Annotated in this window: 18 protein-coding genes and 1 tRNA gene; 11 read left to right on the plus strand and 8 right to left on the minus strand. The window is 65.1% G+C overall.

The window, feature by feature from the left end; translation table 11 throughout:
* Positions 1 to 69: 69 nt before the first annotated feature.
* The 5 genes from LN047_RS09235 to LN047_RS09255 are packed head-to-tail and all read right to left on the minus strand — an operon-like array spanning position 70 to position 6067.
* The gene (locus LN047_RS09235; RefSeq protein ID WP_056315795.1) at positions 70 to 726 is read right to left on the minus strand and encodes a response regulator transcription factor; all 657 of its coding nucleotides are present in this window, start codon (positions 724 to 726) and stop codon (positions 70 to 72) included.
* Between the two features lie 19 nt (positions 727 to 745).
* Positions 746 to 2167 carry an HlyD family type I secretion periplasmic adaptor subunit gene (locus LN047_RS09240; protein ID WP_373981564.1) on the minus strand — a complete coding sequence of 474 codons (1422 nt, stop codon included), beginning with the start codon at positions 2165 to 2167 and terminating at the stop codon, positions 746 to 748.
* 7 nt (positions 2168 to 2174) lie between these two features.
* Positions 2175 to 4340 (minus strand): type I secretion system permease/ATPase, encoded by a 2166-nt coding sequence (locus tag LN047_RS09245; RefSeq protein WP_056315798.1) that lies wholly within the window; start codon positions 4338 to 4340, stop codon positions 2175 to 2177.
* Positions 4324 to 4536, minus strand: a complete 213-nt coding sequence (locus LN047_RS09250; protein WP_056315801.1) for a hypothetical protein — start codon at positions 4534 to 4536, stop codon at positions 4324 to 4326. The genes LN047_RS09245 and LN047_RS09250 overlap by 17 nt, the downstream gene beginning before the upstream one ends.
* Positions 4537 to 4561: 25 nt before the next feature.
* Positions 4562 to 6067 (minus strand): TolC family outer membrane protein, encoded by a 1506-nt coding sequence (locus LN047_RS09255; RefSeq protein ID WP_373981565.1) that lies wholly within the window; start codon positions 6065 to 6067, stop codon positions 4562 to 4564.
* A 530-nt stretch (positions 6068 to 6597) separates the two neighbouring features.
* On the opposite strand from LN047_RS09255, the gene leuC reads away from it, so the two are divergent.
* From leuC to LN047_RS09300, 9 genes are all read left to right on the plus strand, one after another.
* Positions 6598 to 8001, plus strand: a complete 1404-nt coding sequence (gene leuC / locus LN047_RS09260; RefSeq protein WP_056315809.1) for a 3-isopropylmalate dehydratase large subunit — start codon at positions 6598 to 6600, stop codon at positions 7999 to 8001.
* Between the two features lie 23 nt (positions 8002 to 8024).
* Positions 8025 to 8675 (plus strand): 3-isopropylmalate dehydratase small subunit, encoded by a 651-nt coding sequence (leuD, locus tag LN047_RS09265; RefSeq protein ID WP_056315812.1) that lies wholly within the window; start codon positions 8025 to 8027, stop codon positions 8673 to 8675.
* 30 nt (positions 8676 to 8705) lie between these two features.
* Positions 8706 to 9782, plus strand: a complete 1077-nt coding sequence (gene leuB, locus LN047_RS09270) for a 3-isopropylmalate dehydrogenase (RefSeq protein ID WP_056315814.1) — start codon at positions 8706 to 8708, stop codon at positions 9780 to 9782.
* Positions 9783 to 10031: 249 nt separating this feature from the next.
* The gene (gene asd, locus LN047_RS09275; RefSeq protein WP_056315817.1) at positions 10032 to 11162 is read left to right on the plus strand and encodes an aspartate-semialdehyde dehydrogenase; all 1131 of its coding nucleotides are present in this window, start codon (positions 10032 to 10034) and stop codon (positions 11160 to 11162) included.
* A gap of 327 nt (positions 11163 to 11489) precedes the next feature.
* Entirely contained in the window at positions 11490 to 13727 is a 2238-nt protein-coding gene (locus tag LN047_RS09280) for a FimV/HubP family polar landmark protein (RefSeq protein ID WP_373981566.1), read from the plus strand.
* Between the two features lie 3 nt (positions 13728 to 13730).
* The gene (truA, locus tag LN047_RS09285; protein ID WP_152383950.1) at positions 13731 to 14540 is read left to right on the plus strand and encodes a tRNA pseudouridine(38-40) synthase TruA; all 810 of its coding nucleotides are present in this window, start codon (positions 13731 to 13733) and stop codon (positions 14538 to 14540) included.
* 52 nt (positions 14541 to 14592) lie between these two features.
* Positions 14593 to 15690, plus strand: a complete 1098-nt coding sequence (locus LN047_RS09290) for a TRAP transporter substrate-binding protein (RefSeq protein WP_373981567.1) — start codon at positions 14593 to 14595, stop codon at positions 15688 to 15690.
* 68 nt (positions 15691 to 15758) lie between these two features.
* On the plus strand, positions 15759 to 16424 hold the full coding sequence (locus tag LN047_RS09295; protein WP_373981568.1) for a phosphoribosylanthranilate isomerase: 666 nt from the start codon (positions 15759 to 15761) through the stop codon (positions 16422 to 16424).
* A 198-nt stretch (positions 16425 to 16622) separates the two neighbouring features.
* Positions 16623 to 16699, plus strand: a tRNA-Val gene (locus tag LN047_RS09300).
* Positions 16700 to 16826: 127 nt separating this feature from the next.
* Here the strand turns inward: LN047_RS09300 and LN047_RS09305 are convergent.
* Entirely contained in the window at positions 16827 to 17279 is a 453-nt protein-coding gene (locus tag LN047_RS09305) for a hypothetical protein (RefSeq protein WP_373981569.1), read from the minus strand.
* Between LN047_RS09305 and LN047_RS09310 the strand changes: the two genes are divergently transcribed.
* Both LN047_RS09310 and LN047_RS09315 read left to right on the plus strand, forming a co-directional pair.
* A complete protein-coding gene (locus tag LN047_RS09310; protein WP_373981570.1) occupies positions 17278 to 17616 on the plus strand; it encodes a hypothetical protein in 339 nt (112 codons plus the stop codon). The two genes, LN047_RS09305 and LN047_RS09310, sit on opposite strands and share 2 nt — an antisense overlap.
* A 64-nt stretch (positions 17617 to 17680) precedes the next feature.
* Positions 17681 to 18076 carry a YbaN family protein gene (locus LN047_RS09315; protein WP_373981571.1) on the plus strand — a complete coding sequence of 132 codons (396 nt, stop codon included), beginning with the start codon at positions 17681 to 17683 and terminating at the stop codon, positions 18074 to 18076.
* A gap of 30 nt (positions 18077 to 18106) precedes the next feature.
* On the opposite strand, the gene LN047_RS09320 is transcribed toward LN047_RS09315, so the two are convergent.
* Positions 18107 to 19888: an IlvD/Edd family dehydratase gene (locus LN047_RS09320; RefSeq protein WP_056315842.1), complete on the minus strand. Its 1782-nt coding sequence runs from the start codon at positions 19886 to 19888 to the stop codon at positions 18107 to 18109.
* A 64-nt stretch (positions 19889 to 19952) separates the two neighbouring features.
* Entirely contained in the window at positions 19953 to 20969 is a 1017-nt protein-coding gene (locus LN047_RS09325) for a TRAP transporter substrate-binding protein (RefSeq protein WP_175156678.1), read from the minus strand.
* Between the last annotated feature and the right edge of the window lie 11 nt (positions 20970 to 20980).

Below are 20980 nucleotides of genomic sequence, written 5' to 3' on the forward strand. Positions count from 1 at the left end.
GGGAGTTATCCAAGATGGCCAGATACTACGGGTCGCCGCTGGCGGCGGGTATTGTCCTTGAGGACAGGTTTACGCAGTGATTTTGCTGCGCGCGTCGGCGGGTGCGGAAATGCCGTGGACCAGCAGGGCGAGCTGGAGGCGATCGGTGACGCCCAGCTTGTCGAAAACGGCCGACAGATGCGCCTTGACCGTGCGTTCGGTGATGCCCAGCGCTTCGGCGATCTGGGCGTTGGACTGGCCGCTGGCGGCGTAGCGCGCGACGGTGATTTCGCGCTCGGTGAGCCGGCCGCCGTCCCAGGCGTGCGCGTCCTGCGCACGCTCGGTGACGAGCTTGAGCAGGCGCGACACCAGCGAGCGCCCCATCCAGATGCCGCCGGAGGCGACGACTTCGAGGGCCTGGGCCATCGCGGCGGGCGGCGCATAGCTGTGGCAGTAACCGTGCGCGCCGGCGCCCAGCGCCTGCGTGCCTTGTTCATCGTTGGGGCTGGCGCTGGCGACCACGACGTGCAGGCCGGCCAGCGTCGGGGTCCAGAACGGATCGTGCCAGGCGGGCAGCTTGGGCACGTCGGCGTCCAGCACCGCCAGCGTGCGGCCTTGTTCTCGCCAGCGTTGCAGATCCGCCAGGCCTCGCCCGCGGGCAGCCATCCAGCGCGCCGGGTCAAGCGCGCGCCAGTGCTGCCAAAGCAGGTCGTCGTGCGTAATCAACAGGACGGGAATGGGTTTCATAAGGCCTTGAAGCTCTCCATTAACGTTCGGTGAAGGCGTTGGCCTTCGCCCGCAGAATGGGCTTGAGCAGGTACTGGAGCACCGTGCGCTTGCCTGTCAGGATATGAACCTCTGCCACCATCCCGGGGATGATGGGCAACAGCTTGTCGCCTACCGTGCTGCGGTCCGTGCGCACGCGCACGACGTAGTAGGAGTTGCCTTTCTCGTCGGTCACGGTGTCCGCGCCGATCTGTTCCACGCGGCCTTCCAGGCCCCCGTAGATCGCGAAGTCGTAGGCCGTGAACTTGACCTCGGCCTTCTGGTCCGCGTGCAGGAAACCGATGTCGCGCGGCTGGATGCGCACTTCGAGCAGCAGCGTGTCGTCCTTGGGGACGATTTCGATGATGTCCTTGCCCGGCTGCACCACGCCGCCGACCGTGTTGTTGAACAGGGTCTTGACGGTGCCGCGCACCGGGGCGCGCACTTCGGCCAGCTTGACCCGGTCGACCAGCGCCGCCTTGCCTTCGCGCAGGGTCGCCAGCTTGGTGTTGGTTTCCGAGAGCTCGCTGCGGGCCTGGTTGCGGATGTTCAGCTCGGCTTCCTGGATCTTGCTCTCGGCTTCCTTGATGGACGCCTGGAAGCGGTCGATCTGCGCCTCGGCGCCTTTCTGCTCGCCGCAATAGCGGGCAACGTCGCGCTGCAGGCGCAGCAGATCGACCTCGGACACGGCGCCGCTCTTGAGCAGCGGCCGGGTCACCTGCAGCTCGCGTGAGGTCAGACCGCAGCTGGCCGAGGCCTGGTCGCGCTTGGCGATGGTTTCGCGCAGGTCTTCCTGGCGCTGCTTGAGCTGTTCCCGGGCCACGTTGACCGTTGCGTTCAGCTCGGTGTTGCGCGCCTGCCAGGCGTTGCGTTCCATTTCGCCCAGGCCGGGCGCCTGTTTAAGCACTTCCTCGGGCGTGACGAAGGGTTCGCCCGTGGCCAGCGCCTTCAGGCGGGCCGCCTTGGCCAGCAACGACAGGTACTCGGCGTTGTTCTCGCCCAGCGACGAGTTGAAACGGGTGGAGTCGATCTTGAGCAGGACCTCGCCGGCCTCGACTTCCTGGCCGGGGCGCACCAGGATCTCTTCGACGATGCCGCCGTCCAGGCTCTGGATGATCTGCACCTGGCGGGACGGCACGACCTTGCCTTCGCCGCGGACCACCTCATCGATGCTGCCAAAGCCTGCCCAGACCAGCAGGCCCATCGTGGCCAGCAGCGACGTCCACAGCAGGATGCGCGAGCCGCGGGCCTGCGACTCGTGGATGACCCATTCGGCATTGCCGATGTAGTCGGACCGCTGGGCGGGCTTGCCTTTCTCGGCGCCGTCCAGCAGGCGGTCGAAGAAGAACACGAAGATGTTGCGCGGCGCGCGCAGCAGGTTGCCAAAGAAACCGTGCTTGGGGGCTCCAGGATTGTTCAGCATGGTCTTCTCAGCTTCCGCGTCCAACGCGTCCTTGACGCAGGGCTTCGACAACCTGTTCCTTCGGACCGTCGGCCACGATATGGCCGTTGTCGATCACGATGAGCCGGTCGACCAGCTCCAGAAGCGCGGTGCGGTGCGTCACCAGCAGGACCGTCTTGGTTGCGCTGGCTTCGCCCAGGCGCTTGCGCAGCTGGGCCTCGCTCTGGTGGTCCATGTTGCTGCTGGGTTCGTCCAGCAGCAGGATGGGCGGATCGTTGATCAGCGCGCGCGCCACGGCCACCGATTGGCGCTGGCCGCCGGAAAGCGATTCGCCGCGCTCGCCGATGATCATGTCAAAGCCGTTGGGATGCAGGTTGGCGAATTCGGTCACGCCGGCCGTGTTGGCGGCCGCCAGGATGCTGGCGTCGTCGGCGTAGGGCGCGCCCATCGCCAGGTTGTGCTTCAGGCTGCCGTAAAAGAGCAGGGGATCCTGCGGGACGTGGCCGATGGCCCGGCGCACGTCGGCCGGGTCGATCTGGCGGACGTCCACGCCATCGAGCAGCACGGCGCCTTCGGTGGGCTGGTACAGGGCCAGCGCCAGTTTCTCCAGCGTCGTCTTGCCCGAGCCGATGCGGCCGATGATGCCGACCTTCTCGCCGGGCTTGAGCTTGAACGACACCTTCTTGAGCACCGGCTGCGTGCTGCCGGGATACGTGAAGGTCACGTCGCGGAATTCCAGGCCGCCGTGGAACACGGGGCGATGCAGGAACTCGGCCTCAGCCGGACGCTCGATCGCCATCTTCATGTAGTTGTCGATGGAGCCCAGCGAGGTGCGGGCATTCTGGTATTGCATCAGCAGGCCGGCGACCTGGCCCAGCGGCGCCAGGCAGCGGCCGGCGATCATGGACGCGGCAATGATGCCGCCCATCGACAGCGCGGATTCCTGCGCCAGGTACACGCCGATGATCACGACGGCGATCGAGACGAGCTGCTGGACGGCTTGCACGAAGCCGACCGTCGACGAGGAAATCAGCTTGAGCTTGCCGCCCGTCTGGGCGATGAACTCCGTGGCGCGTTCCCAGTTGCGCTGGATCGAGCCCTGGGCATTCAGCGTCTTGACGGCTTCCAGGCCGGTCAGCGCTTCGACAAGCGTGGCGTTGCGCTGCGACGAGGCCTGGAACGAGGCCATCGTCAGCGCTTCCATGCGCGCCTGCGCCGCCAGCGACACCAGCAGGATCAGCACGATCGCGACCAGCGGCGGCAGGATCATCCACGGCGAAATCCAGGCCAGGGCGCCCAGGAACAGCAGGATGAAGGGCAGGTCGACCAGCGTGGTGATGGTGGCCGAGGCGATGAAGTCGCGGATGGATTCGAACGAGCGCAGGTTGGCCGCGAACGAACCGACGGACACCGGGCGGCCTTCCAGGCGCAGGTCCAGCACGCGCTCCATGATCTGCGAGGACAGGCGCACGTCGACCCGCTTGCTGGCGCTGTCCACGACATGCGAGCGCGCGGTGCTCAGGATCATGTTGAAGATCACCACCAGCGTGATGCCGATGGCCAGCACCCATAGCGTTTCGACGGCGTTGTTCGGCACCACGCGGTCGTACACGTTCATGGTGAACAGCGGCATCGCCATCGCGAACACGTTGATCAGCAGCGCCGCGACCAGGGCGTCGCGGTACAGCCGGCGGTTCTCCATGATGGCGGCCCAGAACCAGTGGCGCTCGCGCACCTTGGCCACTTCCGGGGACCGGGCGTCAAACCGGAATTGCGGACGGACAAAGCAGACCAGCCCGCTGTACTGCTCAGCGAGTTCGGCCGGATCCATGTCGATGGAGCTGCCGCCCAGTTCGGGGTGGCTGACCACGAACTTGCCGCCGTCCTTTTTGAGCAGCAGGCAGGCGCGTTCGCCCTTGAGCAGCAGGATGGCGGGCAGCAGGTCCGGCGAGATGTGATCCAGCGAGCGCTTGACCACGCGCGCGGAAAGCTGCGCCCGCGCGGCCGCCCGAGGCAGCAGGGCGGGCGTGAGGCGGTGTTCTTCCAGGGGCAGGCCCGCCGACAGGGCTTGCGCGGTGGCCGCGACGCCGTGCAGGCGGGTGATTTCCACCAGGCAATCGAGCAGCGGGTCGTCGTGCGCGGAGCGGGCGTCCGCGCGCCATTCCCGGGCAGCCAGATCAGATAACTTGTCCATCTTCGTCATCCAACAGGTCAAGGTGTTCCGAGAGGCGCGCACGCTGCTGCTTGCGCTGGGTGAGCTTTTGCTGGGCCTGGATAGGCAGGTCCGTCATACGCAAGGTGCCGTTGGCGATCAACGCGTCGATCAAGTCTTCCAGGACGCGGACAAAGTCCGCGTCCAACTGCGAGAAATCACTGCCCTTGTTGGCCATTGGGCCTCCTTGCGGCCTGCTCCGATCAGGGTCGGGCGGCAGGCGAGTTCACCAGCACCAGCGTCGGGGGAAGGGTGCCTTCGTTGTAGTGCACGCGAACGGGAGCCAGGCGGGCGGTGTCCGGAACGGTCGAATTGCACAGCTTGATCACTTCGTCCGACACTTCCAGCTTGCCGTTTTCCTCGGGCATTTCGTTGCGCGCGGGTTGCAGCGCCAGCGCCGGCAGCAGGGTGTGGGACAGCGCCAGCCAGCGATACTGCGCAAGACGCAGATCATAAATGGCATTGGTCAGCGCACGGCGCGATTCGAACAGTTCATTTTCCGTGTCCAGCAGGTCCAGCAGAGAGCGCTGGCCAATCTGGAACTGTTGCGCGTACGCATCACGCACCTTGGTCGTGGCCACTTCATGGTCACGCAGGAAGGGCAGCTTCTGGCTCAGGCTGGTGATGTTGTTCCAGGCCACGGCCAGGTCCTGCTGCACGTTTCGGCAGGTGTAGTCGCGGATGTCGCGGGCGGCATACGACTGGTTGGCGGTCTGGCGCACGCGGGCGGAGTCGGCGCCGCCGCGGTACAGGTTGTAGCTCATCACGACCTGGACGCTGGAGCTCTGGATGTCGCGGCTTTGCGGGGTCGGGTCATTCTGGTCGCGGCCGGTGTTTGCCACGAACTCGAACTTGGGCGAGAACGCGCCCTTGGACGACTGCACGCCCGCCTGCGCGGCCTGCAGGCTGGCCTGCTTGGACAGGAAGCTGGGATTGCGGCGCAGGGAGTCATTGAAGTTGCCCGGGGCCTTGGGCAGCTTGTCGGCGATATCCGGCGCCGGCAGCATCGATTCGGGCGGCAGGGCGCCGGTCACGCGCTGAAAGCGCTGCTGCACGTCCAGCAGGTTGGCCGTTTCGGTCATCAGGTTGGTCTGGGCCAGCGACAGGCGGCCACCGGCCTGCTCCAGGTCGACGCGACGGCCCACGCCGGATTCCGTGCGCTCGCCGATCTGCTTGAGGGTGTTTTCGTGCAGCGAATAGTTCTGGCGGGCCAAAAGCTCCATGTCGCGGTAGCGCTGCAGGTCGATGTAGGCCTGCACGGCGGTGAACGCGGTGTTGTCGCTGGTGGCCAGCACGTCATAGAAACGGGCCAGCTTGTCGAAACCGGCCTGCTTGACGTCGTTGGTGGTGCGAAAGCCGTCAAAAATCAGCTGACGCAGCTCGACGCTCCAGCCGGGGCGGTTCCAGCTCTGCGAGCCGACGCCGGGCACGTTGTTGCGCCATTCGCGGCCCAGATAGCCTTGCGCATTGATCTGCGGAAAGTAGGCGGCGCGGGCGACGGCCTGGCCTTCCAGGGACGCCTGGAAGTCGTGGTACTTGGCCTGGATTTCGGGATTGCTGAGCAGGGTCTGTTCAACGATCTGATTCAACGTCACTTGCGGCTGCCCGGCCGGTGCGGTGGCAGCGGGCGTCGCGGACTGTGCAAAAACGGCAGGGGCAAATGCAAGGGCAAGGACCGAGGTCGTGCTTTTGAGCAAAAACGAAGCCATAGTGATTATTCGCGAGTCAAGTTGAGATTGAATGGCCGCCATGTTGTATGTAAATGTCAGCTTTGGCGAGTCAAGATTTGTTAATTCTTGAGGTTTGTTGCCGGCGGTCCATAAGGTGAATTTCGCGCAACATCTAACTACTTCTTCGAATTTGCACGAACATCGCTCAATCGAAAATCGTTTATTTCTATTAATACGGTTTATTACGCATTATTTCGAAGTGAACGCTTTCAGGGCGTGGGACGATTATATCTATTTGAGAGTTCTGTATCTATTTTGTTTACCAATTTGTATCGATAACGATTTTTCCCGGGCATTAATTGGCTATGCAACAAGTCAACACAACTGCGGGATCGGCCCCCGGCGAGTCGGTCAGCGTGGTAGTGGTAGTACTGGTATATCAGGTGTGCTTGTACTAGGTTTGGTGGCTGGGCATAATTCCCTTCATGCCGCAGCAGCCGGCGCGGCAGGGTAGCGTTTTACCCCTCGCGCCAGGCTCGAGCCGGATTGTCTATTTGCAGAGCGCATCCATGGCCCAAACTCTTTACGACAAACTCTGGGACGCCCACATCGTCCACCAGGAATCAGACGGCACCTGTCTGCTCTATATCGACCGCCACCTGCTGCACGAGGTCACCAGCCCGCAGGCGTTCGAGGGGCTGACGCTGGCAGGCCGCAAGCCGTGGCGCACTGGCGCCAACCTGGCGGTGGCCGATCACAACGTGCCCACGATGAATCGCGCGCAGGGCATCGACGATCCCATCTCGCGCCTGCAGGTGGACACGCTGGATGCCAACTGCGGCAAGTACGGCATCACCGAATTCCGCATGAACGATCTGCGCCAGGGCATCGTGCACGTGATCGGACCGGAGCAGGGCGCCACCCTGCCGGGCATGACCGTGGTCTGTGGCGACTCGCACACCAGCACGCACGGCGCGCTGGGTGCGCTGGCCTTCGGCATCGGCACGTCCGAAGTCGAGCACGTGCTGGCCACGCAGACGCTGCTCATGAAGAAAGCCAAGAGCATGCTCATCAAGGTCGATGGCGAACTGCCCTTCGGCTGTACGGCCAAGGACGTGGTGCTGCACATCATCGGCATCATCGGCACGGCCGGCGGCACGGGTCACGCCATTGAATTTGCCGGCAGCACGATTCGCTCGCTGTCCGTCGAAGGCCGCATGACCGTCTGCAACATGGCGATCGAAGCGGGCGCCCGGTCCGGCATGGTTGCGGTCGACGACAAGACCATCGAATACTTCCGTGGCCGTCCCTTTGCACCCACCGGCGTCGTCTGGGACCAGGCCGTCAAGTACTGGCGCACCCTGCACACCGATGAAGGCGCCAAGTTCGACACCGTGGTCGAAGTCAATGCGCGCGACATCAAGCCGCAAGTCACCTGGGGCACGTCGCCCGAAATGGTGTTGCCGGTGGATTCGCGCGTGCCGGACCCCGACCGCGAAAAAGACGACGTGCGCCGCAGCGGCATGGAGCGCGCGCTGGAATACATGGGCCTGAAGCCCAACACCCCGCTGACCGATATCCGCGTGGATCGCGTGTTCATCGGTTCGTGCACGAACTCGCGCATCGAAGACCTGCGCGCCGCAGCCGTCGTGGCGCGCGGCAAGCGCGTGGCTTCCAATGTGCGCCAGGCGATGGTCGTGCCGGGCTCCGGCCTGGTCAAGCAGCAGGCCGAACGCGAAGGCCTGGACAAGATCTTCATTGAAGCCGGCTTTGAATGGCGCGAACCGGGCTGTTCCATGTGCCTGGCCATGAACGCCGACCGCCTCGAACCCGGCGAACGTTGCGCCTCGACCTCGAACCGCAATTTCGAGGGCCGGCAAGGGCAGGGCGGCCGCACGCACCTGGTCAGCCCGGCCATGGCCGCCGCGGCGGCCGTCGCCGGCCATTTCGTCGACGTTCGCACGTTCCGATAAGCGTCAAGCACCGAGTAGACAACATGCAAGCATTTACCACTCATGAAGGCCTGGTGGCGCCGCTCGACCGCGAAAACGTCGACACGGACCTCATCATTCCCAAGCAGTTCCTCAAGTCCATCCAGCGCACGGGCTTCGGGCCCAACCTGTTCGACGAGCTCCGTTACCTGGACCACGGCGAACCGGGCATGGACAACAGCAAACGCCCGCTCAATCCGGACTTCGTGCTGAACCAGCCGCGCTACCAGGGCGCCTCGGTCCTGCTGGCCCGCAAGAACTTCGGCTGCGGCTCCAGCCGCGAGCACGCGCCCTGGGCGCTGACGCAGTTCGGTTTCCGCGCCATCATCGCGCCGTCCTACGCCGACATCTTCTTCAACAACAGCTTCAAGAACGGCCTCTTGCCGATCGTGCTGTCCGAACTGGAAGTGGCGCGCCTTTTCGACGAAGTCAAGGCGTTCCCGGGCTACAAGCTGAACATCGATCTGGACCGCCAGGTCGTGATCGCCGCAGACGGCCGCGCGATGGGCTTTGACATCGAACCCTTCCGCAAGTACTGCCTGCTGAACGGCCTGGACGACATCGGTCTCACGCTGCGCCACGCCGACAAGATCCGCGCCTTCGAAGCCGAGCGCCTGGCCCGCCATCCGTGGCTCGAAAGCCGCCCCATCGCCTGATCAAACCATCGAACACAGGATCGTTATTCAATGACCCACAACATCGCAGTCCTGCCGGGTGACGGCATCGGCCCGGAAATCGTCGAACAGGCCGTGCGCGTCCTGAAGGCGCTGGATGTGCCCTTCGACATCAAACAGGCGCCGGTCGGCGGCGCTGCTTTTGACCAGTTCGAACATCCGCTGCCGCCCGCCACGCTGAACCTGGCCAAGGAATCGCACGCCGTGCTGTTCGGCGCGGTCGGCGACTGGAAGTACGACAGCCTGCCGCGCGAATTCCGTCCGGAACAGGCGATCCTGGGCCTGCGCAAGGCGCTGGGCCTGTTCGCGAATCTGCGTCCGGCCATCCTGTACCCGGAACTGGCCAGCGCCTCGTCGCTCAAGCCGGAGATCGTGTCGGGCCTGGACATCCTGATCATCCGCGAACTCACCGGCGACATTTATTTCGGCACGCCGCGCGGCGTGCGCTCGTCGCCGGACGGCGCCTTCACCGGCGAACGCGAAGGCTACGACACGATGCGCTACGCGGAATCCGAAGTGCGCCGCATCGCGCGCATCGGCTTCGAATCGGCGCAAAAGCGCAACAAGAAGCTGTGCAGCGTGGACAAGGCCAACGTGCTCGAGACCTCGCAGTTCTGGCGCGACATCGTCATCGAAGTGGCGCGCGAGTACCCGGACGTCGAGCTGTCGCACATGTACGTCGACAATGCGGCCATGCAACTGGTGCGCAACCCCCGCCAATTTGACGTCATCGTCACCGGCAACCTGTTTGGCGACATCCTGTCAGACGAAGCGGCGATGCTGACCGGCTCCATCGGCATGCTGCCCTCGGCGTCCCTGAACGCCAGCGGCCAAGGCCTGTACGAGCCCAGCCACGGTTCGGCGCCCGACATCGCGGGGCAGGGCATTGCCAATCCGCTGGCGACGATCCTGTCGGCCGCCATGCTGCTGCGTTACTCGCTGAACCTCGCGCCGCAGGCGGACCGCATCGAGGCGGCCGTGCGCAGCGTGCTGGCCAGCGGCCTGCGCACCGCGGACATCTTCGAGCCGGGCACGACGAAGGTCACGACCGCCGGCATGGGCGACGCGGTCTTGAAGGCGCTTGCCTGATGACGCAAGGGGGCCGCGTCCTGATCGCGGTCTCTTTATATAGATAGCGAGGCCGCCCCGCGGGCGGCCTCGCTTGTTTTGCCAATGCAAAACGCCGTGTTGCCGGCGCGCGCCGAAAGTCTCTCCTTGCGCTTGCGGCCCCGTTTTTTTCTAGCTGCATCGCAACATCCCTGCGTGCATTCTGATAAATTGTTGAATTGCACGATTTTTCCCTCCTTACCTTGTCACCCCCTTTAAAGAGCGATTGAAATGAATCAAGCAGTAGGCCTTGTCGGCTGGCGCGGTATGGTCGGCTCGGTGCTCATGCAACGCATGCGCGACGAGAACGACTTCGCACTGATCGAACCGGTGTTTTTCTCCACCAGCAACGCTGGCGGCGCCGCCCCCACTTGGGCAACTGGCGCGGGCCCGCTGCAAGACGCCTACAACATCGACGCTCTGAAAAAACTGCCGATCATCGTGACGGCGCAAGGCGGCGACTACACCTCCGAGGTCTATCCCAAGCTGCGCGGCGCGGGCTGGAACGGCATCTGGATCGACGCGGCCAGCACCCTGCGCATGGCCGACGACGCCATCATCGTGCTGGACCCGGTCAACCGCCCGGTGATCGACGCGGCCCTGAAGCGCGGCGTGCGCAACTTCATCGGCGGCAACTGCACGGTCAGTTGCATGCTGATGGGCCTGGCGGGTCTGTTCAACAACGACCTGGTCGAATGGATGACCTCCATGACGTACCAGGCCGCGTCGGGCGGCGGCGCGCAGCACATGCGTGAACTGCTGACCCAGTTCGGCGAGATCAACCAGTCGGTCAAGTCCCTGCTGGACGACCCGGCCTCGGCCATCCTGGAAATCGACCGCGGCGTGCTGGCCAAGCAGAAGGACGACGCGCTGCCCCACGAACACTTTGGCGTGCCGCTGGGCGGCAACCTGATTCCCTGGATCGACAAGGACCTGGGCAACGGGATGTCCAAGGAAGAGTGGAAGGGCGAAGTCGAAACCAACAAGATCCTGGGCCGCGGCGCCGCCTTCGGCACGCCTGTCACCCCGATCGACGGCCTGTGCGTGCGCATCGGCGCCATGCGCTGCCACAGCCAGGCACTGACCATCAAGCTCAAGCGCGATGTGCCGCTGGACGAGATCGAAGCGCTCATCGCCCAGGGCACGCAGTGGGCCAAGGTCGTTCCCAACACCAAGGAAGCCACCGTTTCGGCGCTGACCCCCGTGGCCGTCACCGGCACGCTGGACATCCCGGTGGGCCGCCTGCGCAAGCTCTCGATGGGCTCGCAGTACCTGGGCGCCTTCACGGTTGGCGACCAACTGCTGTGGGGCGCGGCCGAGCCGCTGCGCCGCATGCTGCGCATCGCGCTGAACGAAGCCTGATGTCGTGCAGGGCGGCTTTTCTGGCCGCCCGCCACGCGCAAGATGCAGTCAGGGCACCTTCGGGTGCCCTTGTTTTTTGGCGCGCGGCTGGATTGTCCAGCCCGCGAAGATGCACCATCGTGGCGCAGTCCGGCCGAGCCCGGCGGGCGACTCGTACGCCAACAAGCGCCGCCCGTGCCCGCAAGCCAACGTGCGCGCCCCTTTCAGGTTTGTGAAATGCGCTTGATCCATTACACTTTTCGGGTGAATTGAGGCCCTTTTTTGCGCGGCAAATGGCGCGAATGGGTCCAGGCCCGTAATTCGATTACAAGAACGGAATTCCAGCTTATGACCCAGCGTTCGCGCCAAGTGAAGCATGCCCGCCGTTTGAAAGCCCTTCAGTGGGCCATTGCGCTGGCGATCGGTTCAAGCGTGTGCGGTTCGGCGCTGGCCATGCGCGTCGGACATTCGCGCGTCGTTTCCGTGCCGGGCGCGCCGCTGCAAGCCACCGTGGGTCTGCAGGAATTGACGCCCGAAGAGATCAGTTCGCTCAAGGTTTCCATCGCCGATGAAGCCGCGTGGCAGCGCGCGGGCGTCAAGCCGCCGGTGCCGCTTGCCAGCATGGTGGTCCGCGTCGAAGACGGAATGGATCCGACGCGCAAGAACTTGCGGGTGCGGTCCACGCAGGCGCCTGCGGGCGGCGCGGTGGATCTGCTGCTGGACATCAACTCCAGTTCGGGTCAGCGCCAAGTGCAGGTCAGCATCCTGGTGCCGCTGCGCGGCACGGGCGCCGACGTTACACCCGCCGCCGTGGGCGGGGCCGCCCGCGCGGGCGGCACCTCGGGCTCGGTCACGGTGAAGTCGGGCGACTATCTTTTTGCCATCGCCCAGCGCAACGCGGTGCCGAACGCCTCGGTCTACCAGATGCTGGTGGCGCTGTGGCGCGCCAATCCGCAGGCCTTCATTCAGAACAACATGAATCTGGTGCGGGCCGGCCAGACACTCAAGATCCCGGATGCCGCCACGGTGCGCGCCATCGATCCGGCCGAAGCCCGCCGCATCTTCAATGAGCACGCCGAGGCCTATGCCAAATACCGCGGCCGCGTGGGCGCGGCGGCGGGATCGAACCCGTCGGTGGTCAAGGGTCAGGACGCAGCTTCGGGCACGGTCGCCCCACCGGCCGACACTGGTGTGGCAACCACCGCGCCGACACAGGATCGCGTGCGCCTGTCGACCGGTCAGGCCCAGGACAGCGCAGCCGCGCAGGCCGAAGCCCAGGCAGACGCCAAGACGTCTGCCGACCGGGCCTTGGCCGACGCGCAAGGGCGAGTCGCCCAGCTGCAAAGCAATGTGGACGAACTGACCAAGGCCGTCGCGCAGCAATCGGGCGCGGCCGGCACAGGCGCGGCGGGTTCGGGCACGGCCGGCACTGGTGCGGCAGGTGCGGCGGGCGCAGCTGGCACGTCGGGCGCAGCAGGTACGGCCGGTTCGACAGGCGCGCCCGGTGCAGCAGGTACTCCCGGTGCAGCAGGCACTGCCGGTGCGGCAGGCGCTTCCGGTGCGGCAGGCGCTTCCGGTGCGGCAGGCGCTCCCGGTACGGCAGGCGCTCCCGGGACGGCAGGCACTCCCGGGGCGGCAGGCACTCCCGGTGCAGCAGGCGCTCCCGGTGCAGCGGGCACTCCCGGTGCGGCAGGCACTCCCGGTGCGGCAGGCACTCCCGGTGCGGCAGGCACTCCCGGTGCGGCAGGCACTCCTGGTGCAGCAGGCGCTCCCGGTGTAGCGGGCACTACCGGTGCGGCAGGCACTCCCGGTGCGGCAGGCACTTCCGGTGCGGGAGGCGCTCCCGGTGCAGCAGGCACTTCGGGTGCTGCAGGCAGTCCCGGCGCAGCAGGCAGTCCCGGCGCAGCAGGCGCTCCTGGTGCAGCAGGCGCTCCCGGTGCAGCAGGCACTTCGGGTGCAGCAGGCACTTCGGGTGCAGCAGGCACTTCGGGTGCAGCAGGCACTCCCGGCGCGGCAGGCACTCCCGGTGCAGCAGGCACTTCTGGTGCAGCAGGCACTTCGGGTGCAGCAGGCACTTCCGGCACAGCAGGCACTCCCGGCACAGCAGGCACTCCCGGCACAGCGGGTTCTGCTGGTGCAATGGGCACTCCCGGCACCGCAAGCGCTCCGGGCACCGCAAGCACTCCAGGCGCGGCAAGCACATCGGGCGCCGCGACGACCACGTCGAACGCCACCGGCGCGTCGAATACCACCACCTCCCCAGGCGCCGCAGGCTCGGCGCCCGCCGATGCCGACAAGCCCATCGGCACGCTGCCGGACAAGACCGTGCAAACGGGTATGCCGGGCTGGCTGGCCGACAATCTTCTCGTGATCGTTACCGCCGTGCTGGCGCTCGTCGCCTTCGCCATCGCGTGGCTGTTGCGCCGGGCCGGCGCGCGGCGTGACGACGATGACGAGGAAAGCTACACGTACAACGAGCCGGCGCTGGATACGGCAGCGCTGAACCGCAAGCTCGACACCATCAATCTCGACCTGGACGTACCGCCCACGGACGAACCGCGCCGTATCGGCGGTCCTCGGGTTTGAAGCATGTCTAGAGTTGCATTGGGGCTGGCGTATGACGGCTCCGCCTGGCAGGGTTGGCAGACACAGCCGCACCGGCAGACGGTGCAGGACTGCCTGGAGTCCGCCCTGGCCAGTTTCTGTGGCGTCACCGAGCCGGTGCCCACGATCTGCGCCGGCCGCACAGACACGGGCGTGCACGGCGCGATGCAGGTGGTCCATCTGGACACGACGCTCACCCGCAAGACGGAGTCCTGGGTCCGAGGCGTGAATGCGTTTCTGCCTCCCAGCATCTCGGTGCAGTGGGCCGAAGAAGTGTCCGAAGAATTCCATGCGCGCTTTTCGGCGCGCGCCCGCACGTACGTCTATCTGCTCTGGCGGGGCCGGGTGCGTCCGGCGCTGTGGGCGGGGCGCGCCGGCTGGTGCTTCCAGCCGTTGGATGTGCAGGCCATGCGCGCGGCCGCAAAGGCGCTTGTCGGCGAACATGATTTCTCCAGTTTCCGTTCGTCGCAATGCCAGGCCAAGCATCCAGTGCGGCACATGCACAGCCTGGAGATCGAGGAGCGGGGACCGTTTCTCGTCTTTACCTTGAAGGCAAACGCCTTTCTGCATCACATGGTGCGCAACATCATGGGCGCGTTGCTGCAAGTGGGGCAGGGCAGGGAAACGGTTGACTGGATGACGCAGCTTTTGGCGTGGCGCGACCGCAAGCGCGGCGCGCCCACGTTTGCGCCTGACGGCCTGTACCTGGCCGCGATCGACTATCCCGAATCCTTCGGACTGCGCGAGCTCGACGGCGGATCGTCGCTGCTGTCGCCCTTTACTCAATCCTTTTAGGGAAGCCGCCGCGCAGGCGGCGGGATCCCGCGCCTTTCTGGAGGCATGCGCCATGCAACGCCGCGCGTTTCTGAAGCAAACCGCCTTGGGCGCCGCCGGGGGCAGCGCCGTGCTGGCGGCCCCCGCGATTGCGCAGGAAGCTCCCAACCTCACCTGGCGGCTGGCTTCGGATTTTCCGGCCGACGCGGCCACGCTGTTCGCGGGCGCGACCGACGTTGCGCGTTGCGTGGCCGAGGTTACCGCGGGGCGCTTCACCATCGACATATCTGCCGCCGGTCAGCTGTTCCAGTCGGGGCAGGCGCTGGAGGCCGTGCAGCACCGCATCGTCGAATGCGGCCACGCGGCGTCGGCCCGCTACTTCGACACCGATCCCGCGATTTGCTTTGACGGCGGCGTGCCCTTCGGCCTGAATACCCGCCAGATGAACGCGTGGATGCGGCAGGGCGAGGGGCTGGCCCTGACCCGCGAAGCCTTTGGCAAGTACGGCATCCTGAACTTTCCGTGCGGCTATACCGGCGCGCAGATGGGTGGATGGTTTCGGGGCGAGATCAAGACCCTCGATGACCTGCGCGGACTCAAGGTGGCGGCTGATGGCTTTACGGCGCACATCCTGTCGCGTCTGGGCGCCTCGCCGCTGGCAATTCCCGCTGGCGAACTGCATGCCGCGCTGGCAGAAGGCCTAGCGGACGGGGCCGTCACGATCGGACCGTTCGAGGACGAACGCCTGGCGCTCTTTGACGTCGCGCGGAACTATTACTTTCCGGGCTGGTGGGCCGGTACGCAACAGTTGTCGCTGTACGTGAACCAGGACGCCTTTGCGGAACTGCCCAAGTCATACCAGACCGCGTTGTCGCTGGCTTGCGCGGCGGCAAGCGAAAACATGATCGCAATCTTTGATGCCAACAATCCGCAAGCGCTGCGCCGGCTGATGTCGCAAGGCGCGCAACTGAAGGCGTATTCCCGGCCGCTGCTGCAAGCCGCTCACGAAGCCACGGCGGCAGCCTGCAATGAATTGAGCGCCAAGGATGCGATGTTCAAGAAGCTCTACGACAGCATGCTGGCATTGCGCGGTAACCAGATCCCCTGGTTCCGCATGGCCGAGGGCAGCTTCGACAACATGATGGCCACCCTGGGTTCGGCTGGCGCGTGAGACCGGTTTTTCGGTCCGGATATACTGATCCAGCCAGTCGCCGCGGGGCGACACTTCCAGAAAATGTCATGCGTACACGCATAAAGATCTGCGGGCTGACCCGCGAACAAGACGTCGAAGCCGCCGTTGCTGCCGGCGCCGACGCGATCGGATTTGTCTTCTATCCCAAGAGCAAGCGTTGCCTCACGCCCACGCGCGCCGCGCAACTGCGCCGGATGGTACCGGCCTTTGTCGACGTCGTCGCGCTCTTCGTGAACGCGCAGGAAGAAGAGATCCGCACCGTGCTGGGTGAAGTGGGGCCCGAGCTGCTGCAGTTTCATGGCGACGAAACGCCGCTGGAATGCGCGCGCTACGGTCATCGCCATCTGCGGGCCTTCCGGGCCGGTGCGCCGGGCCTTGAGACGGCGGAGAGCCTAGCGGCCACGTGCCGCGCCTACGGAGAGGCAGCGGGCTGGTTGTTCGACAGCTATAGCGCCGGATACGGCGGCAGCGGGCATGGATTCAACTACGCGTTGCTCGATGAGGTGAGGGCCGACCCGGTGTCCCGCCCCTTGATCCTGTCCGGCGGTCTGAACGCCGAAAACGTGGGTGCCGCCATCGAATTGGTGCGGCCTTGGGCGATCGATGTGAGTAGTGGCGTCGAAGTCGAGCAAGGAATAAAAAGTTCTGATAGAATCTCGTTCTTCGTTGCTGCGGCACATGACGCAGACACGAAATTGAAGGACAAGAAGTAGTGCTGTAAGGCGTGTGAAAAGACCTTGGTTAATGCCAACGCATTAATGCAAGATCAAATTAAACGCATTGCGCGAAGGTGAGTTTGGCAAAGCCGACAGGCAAATGCTGAGACCTCCTAAACGCAATAAAAACTGCAAAAAATCTTCTAAGACGATTTGCACATTTTAAAAAAGCACTATATAATTCTTCTTCTTTGCAGGCGGTTAGCTCAGCTGGTTAGAGCGCCACGTTGACATCGTGGAGGTCGTTGGTTCGATTCCAATACCGCCTACCAAATTCCTGCAAAGGTGTGTTCGATAGAGCTAGTCGAACGCAGACCTGAAAAAGCCGCGACAGTCTTACGACTTCGCGGCTTTTTGCTTTTCCTCGCGTCATTGCTGCGCTTGTATTTGCTGCATTAATCACCGTGTGGCGCGATTCCGGCGTTTGATACCCGCGCCGCTATATTCCATCTTCTTCCATTCAAAAGCCCACCCATGCACTTCACCATGAAGGCATTCATTCTGGCGCAATTGTTGTGGTTGCCCGGCTGCGTGACCAATGCGCCCGCGCAAGCCGATGCGCGCAACGTCGAGGCACCGATGTATGCCGGGGTTGATCGCCGCGCGGCCGCTGCCTTGCGCGCGGGCGATGAACAACAGGCCGCCGAGGCCGTGAAGGTGTTTGGATCGCCTGCCGCGGCAGCGCAGGCGCGGGTCGAGCTGGGCTACCGGCTTTTTCGCGAAGACCGGCCGGGCCAGGCCATGCGGCAATTCAATCAGGCGTGGCTGCTCAATCCCGACAACCCCCGAGGTGTACGCGGGTTTCGCGGTGGTGCTGGAAAGCCAGCGCAAGGTCTGCCAGGCGATGAGCATGATGGACCGCGCGATCAGCATGAATCCCCCGGCGTTTCGCGGCATTCATGCGGATGCCGGCCGGATCGCGGCGCGTTGCGCCGCCGAGGACAAGACGCTGCCCCCCGAAGCGCGTATCGCGGCGACGACCCGGTCCGACGAGTGGTACCGCAAGGGCGAGGCCGTGGAGCCCGACAAGGGCTATCTGTATGCCTCGTGGGCCACGGCCTATTACTGGCGTGGCCAGTACGCGGAAGCCTGGGCCATGGTCCACAAGTCACGCGCCGCGGGCGGCAGTCCGGATGCGAAATTCGTCAGGATGCTGCGCGCAAGGATGCCGGAGCCCGCCGCGTCGTGAATCAAGCGGCGCACAATGCCTGGCGGACTGCCGGCTGCCCATTTGCGATATCCTGCTCACCATCATGATGAGAGCACTTTGGTTATGCCTGGGCTGCTTGATGCTGGCGCTGGGCGTCATCGGCGCCTTCTTGCCGGTGATGCCGACAACGATCTTTCTGATCCTGGCGGTGGCCTGCTTCTCCCGCTCGTCGCCCCGGCTTGAAAAATGGCTGCTGGATAGCCCGACATATGGTCCGTCGCTGCGCGCGTGGCGCGACGAGGGCGCGGTGTCGCGCAAAGGCAAGACGTATGCCAGCCTGGGCATGGCGGCTGGTTACGGGATCTTTTACTGGAGCGCCCATCCCTCGCTGCCCCTGGCCATCGGCGTAGGCATCTTCTTTCTGGCCAGCGCGGCCTATGTCCTCAGCCGGCCCAGCCCCCGCGCGGGCGGCCCGGCCAGCAAGACCCCCCGCGAATAAGTCGCGCGCCAAGCCGTACCCCTCCCGGCCTCAGTGCGAATGCCGCGGATCCCCCCGTGTCTCCACCACCTTCAAATACAGCGTCGCCGCCTCCAGGCATCCGCCCGTGGAAAGCTGCCCCACGGTCTGCCGGTACAGTTCCTGCCACGGCGTCTGCGATGGCGGCGCTTCGTACGGCGGCTCCTGGCGGCGCCGTTCCAGTTCCGCTTCGTCCACCTGCAACATGACCGACCGCTGGTTCAGGTCCACGCGGATCCGGTCGCCCGTGCGCAGCAGCGCCAGTCCGCCGCCCACCGCGGCTTCGGGCGACATGTTCAGGATGGACGGGCTGGCCGAGGTGCCGCTCTGGCGGCCGTCGCCCAGACAGGGCAGGGACTCGATGCCGCGCTTGATAAGGTGCGATGGCGGCGCCATGTTCACGACTTCCGCGCTGCCGGGGTAGCCCACAGTGCCGGCGCCCCGGATCACCAGAATGCAGTGTTCGTCGATGTTGAGCGCCGGGTCTTCGATGCGGGCGTGATAGTCCTCCGGGCCCTCGAACACGATCGCGCGCGCCTCGAAGGCGTTTTCCGACCCCGGTTCGGACAGGTACGCCCGGCGAAAGGCTTCGCCCACGACCGACATCTTGATGATGGCGCTGTCAAAGAAGTTGCCCGACAGCACGATGAAGCCGGCGCGGTGCTTGAGCGGCGCGTCGCAGGTCCGGATGACGTCGGTATTGTGGGTCTTGGACGCCGTCGCAATATCGCCGATGGTCTTGCCGGACACGGTTCGGCAGTCCGGATGTAGGCGGCCGGCCGCCAGCAGCTCGTGCAGCACGGCGGGTACGCCTCCCGCGCGGTGAAAGCCTTCGCCCAGATGCTCGCCTGCCGGCACGCAGTTGACCAGCAGCGGCACGTCTTCGCCCAGCCGTTGCCAGTCGTCCAGGCTGAGGTCGACGCCCATGTGGCGCGCGATGGCAATCAGGTGCGGCGGGCAGTTGCTGGACGCGCCCAGCGCCGAGGCCACGACGATGGCGTTCTCGAACGCCTCGCGGGTCAGGATTTGAGATGGCCGCAGGTCTTCGCGCACCATGTCGCAGATGCGCATGCCGGTCGCATAGGCCATCTGCCCGCGCTCGCGATAGGGCGCCGGAATGCTGGCGCAGGTGGGCAGCGACATGCCCAGCGCTTCGGCCAGCGAGTTCATCGACAGCGCGGTGCCCATGGTGTTGCAGTGGCCGATGGACGGCGACGATGCCGTGGCAAGCGTCATAAAACCTTCGTAATCCAGCTTGCCGGCCGCCATCAGGTTGCGCGCGTGCCAGATGACCGTGCCCGAGCCCACGCGCTGGCCTTCATGCCAGCCGTCCAGCATGGGACCGCCGGACAGCACGATGGCGGGAATGTCCACCGTCGCCGCCGCCATCAGGCACGCGGGCGTGGTCTTGTCGCATCCCGTGGTCAGCACCACGCCATCCAGCGGATAGCCGTGCAGGATCTCCACCAGGCCCAGATACGCCAGGTTTCGGTCCAGCGCCGCAGTGGGCCGCCGTCCCTGTTCGGCCAGCGGGTGCACCGGGAATTCCATGGGAATGCCGCCGGCGTCGCGGATGCCCGCCTTGATGCGTTCGGCCAGCGCCAGATGGTGGCGATTGCAGGGCGCCAGGTCGCTGCCTGTCTGCGCGATACCGATGATCGGCCGCCCGGACTGCAGTTCCTGGCGCGTCAGGCCATAGTTGAGATAGCGCTCGACGTAGATCGCCGTCATGTCGGCGTGCGAGGGATCGTCGAACCATTTCTGGCTGCGCAGTCGGCGGGGTGTCTGGGACATGGCTGTCTCGCTTTGCTTCGGTTGCATTCAGGCCCGGACCCCCACGGGATCCGGGCCGGCACGGTTAGTTCCGCGCCTTCTGGATTTCGTCGTTCAACTGCTTGATCAGTTCCGGCCCGAGTTCCTGGGTGTACTTGTCGACCACGGGCTGCACCTTCTGGCGCATGCGGGCCACTTCCTCCGGCGAGACGGTGTTGATCTTCATGCCGTTCTTCTCGAGCGTGCCCATGGCCTTGGTGGAATCGGCGCGGCTATCCTGCCGCTCGAAGTCGCGCGATGACGCGGCTGCCTGGCGGATCAGCTTCTGTTCGTCGGGCGAGAGCGTGTCCCACCACTTCTTGGAGGCCATCACCACCCACGGCGTGTAGACGTGGCGCGTGATGGTCAGGAAGGGCTGCACCTCGTAGAACTTGCTGCTCTGGATCGTGGTGATGGGGTTCTCCTGGCCGTCCACGGTGCGGGTTTCCAGCGCGGTGAACAATTCCGAGAACGGCATCGGCACGGCATTGGCGCCCAGCGTATTGAAGACGCCCAGCGCAATCTGGTTCTGCATGACGCGCAGCTTGATGCCCTGCAGGTCCTCGGCGCGCGTGATCGGACGCTTGGAGTTCGTCATGTTGCGAAAGCCGTTTTCCCAGTAGACCAGGCCGACCAGTCCCTTGGCTTCCAGTTTCTTGAGCAGATCCTGTCCGAGCTGGCCGTCCAGCACCGCGTCGGCTTCCTTTTCGCTGTTGAAGAGGAAGGGCAGGTCGAACACGCCGAACTCCTTGACCATGCCGGCCAGCGGCGCGGTCGACCCCACCATCATTTCCTGCGCGCCGCCCACCAGCGCACTCTGCATCTGCTCGTCCGAACCCAGGTTGGCCGAGCCAAACGTCCTCATCTTGAGCTTGCCGCCGCTGACCTTTTCCAGTTCCTGCGCCAGATGGCGGGCCGCGCGGCCCTGCACGCTTTCCTCGTTCAGCCCGTAGCCAAAGCGGATGAGGCGCGGCTTGACGTCCGCCGCCGCGGCCACCCCGGCGACGGTGCAGGACAGTACTGCCGCCAGGACAAGAACGCGGGTCTTCAATTGCTTGATCATGGTGTTTCTCC

The sequence above is a fragment of the Achromobacter sp. JD417 genome, assembly GCF_041879325.1.
Taxonomy (GTDB): Bacteria; Pseudomonadota; Gammaproteobacteria; order Burkholderiales; family Burkholderiaceae_B; genus Achromobacter; species Achromobacter mucicolens.

Bases quoted from the DNA above. Each gene is read 5' to 3' on its own strand.
- LN047_RS09325 (WP_175156678.1), bottom strand. From the start codon at position 20,969: ATGATCAAGCAATTGAAGACCCGCGTTCTTGTCCTGGCGGCAGTACTG.
- LN047_RS09290 (WP_373981567.1), top strand. From the start codon at position 14,593: ATGCAACGCCGCGCGTTTCTGAAGCAAACCGCCTTGGGCGCCGCCGGG.
- LN047_RS09255 (WP_373981565.1), bottom strand. From the start codon at position 6,067: ATGGCTTCGTTTTTGCTCAAAAGCACGACCTCGGTCCTTGCCCTTGCA.
- LN047_RS09320 (WP_056315842.1), bottom strand. From the start codon at position 19,888: ATGTCCCAGACACCCCGCCGACTGCGCAGCCAGAAATGGTTCGACGAT.
- LN047_RS09245 (WP_056315798.1), bottom strand. From the start codon at position 4,340: ATGGACAAGTTATCTGATCTGGCTGCCCGGGAATGGCGCGCGGACGCC.
- LN047_RS09305 (WP_373981569.1), bottom strand. From the start codon at position 17,279: ATGCTCATCGCCTGGCAGACCTTGCGCTGGCTTTCCAGCACCACCGCG.
- leuB (WP_056315814.1), top strand. From the start codon at position 8,706: ATGACCCACAACATCGCAGTCCTGCCGGGTGACGGCATCGGCCCGGAA.
- leuD (WP_056315812.1), top strand. From the start codon at position 8,025: ATGCAAGCATTTACCACTCATGAAGGCCTGGTGGCGCCGCTCGACCGC.
- LN047_RS09310 (WP_373981570.1), top strand. From the start codon at position 17,278: ATGATGGACCGCGCGATCAGCATGAATCCCCCGGCGTTTCGCGGCATT.
- asd (WP_056315817.1), top strand. From the start codon at position 10,032: ATGAATCAAGCAGTAGGCCTTGTCGGCTGGCGCGGTATGGTCGGCTCG.
- LN047_RS09295 (WP_373981568.1), top strand. From the start codon at position 15,759: ATGCGTACACGCATAAAGATCTGCGGGCTGACCCGCGAACAAGACGTC.
- LN047_RS09250 (WP_056315801.1), bottom strand. From the start codon at position 4,536: ATGGCCAACAAGGGCAGTGATTTCTCGCAGTTGGACGCGGACTTTGTC.
- LN047_RS09315 (WP_373981571.1), top strand. From the start codon at position 17,681: ATGATGAGAGCACTTTGGTTATGCCTGGGCTGCTTGATGCTGGCGCTG.
- truA (WP_152383950.1), top strand. From the start codon at position 13,731: ATGTCTAGAGTTGCATTGGGGCTGGCGTATGACGGCTCCGCCTGGCAG.
- LN047_RS09240 (WP_373981564.1), bottom strand. From the start codon at position 2,167: ATGCTGAACAATCCTGGAGCCCCCAAGCACGGTTTCTTTGGCAACCTG.
- LN047_RS09280 (WP_373981566.1), top strand. From the start codon at position 11,490: ATGACCCAGCGTTCGCGCCAAGTGAAGCATGCCCGCCGTTTGAAAGCC.
- LN047_RS09235 (WP_056315795.1), bottom strand. From the start codon at position 726: ATGAAACCCATTCCCGTCCTGTTGATTACGCACGACGACCTGCTTTGG.
- leuC (WP_056315809.1), top strand. From the start codon at position 6,598: ATGGCCCAAACTCTTTACGACAAACTCTGGGACGCCCACATCGTCCAC.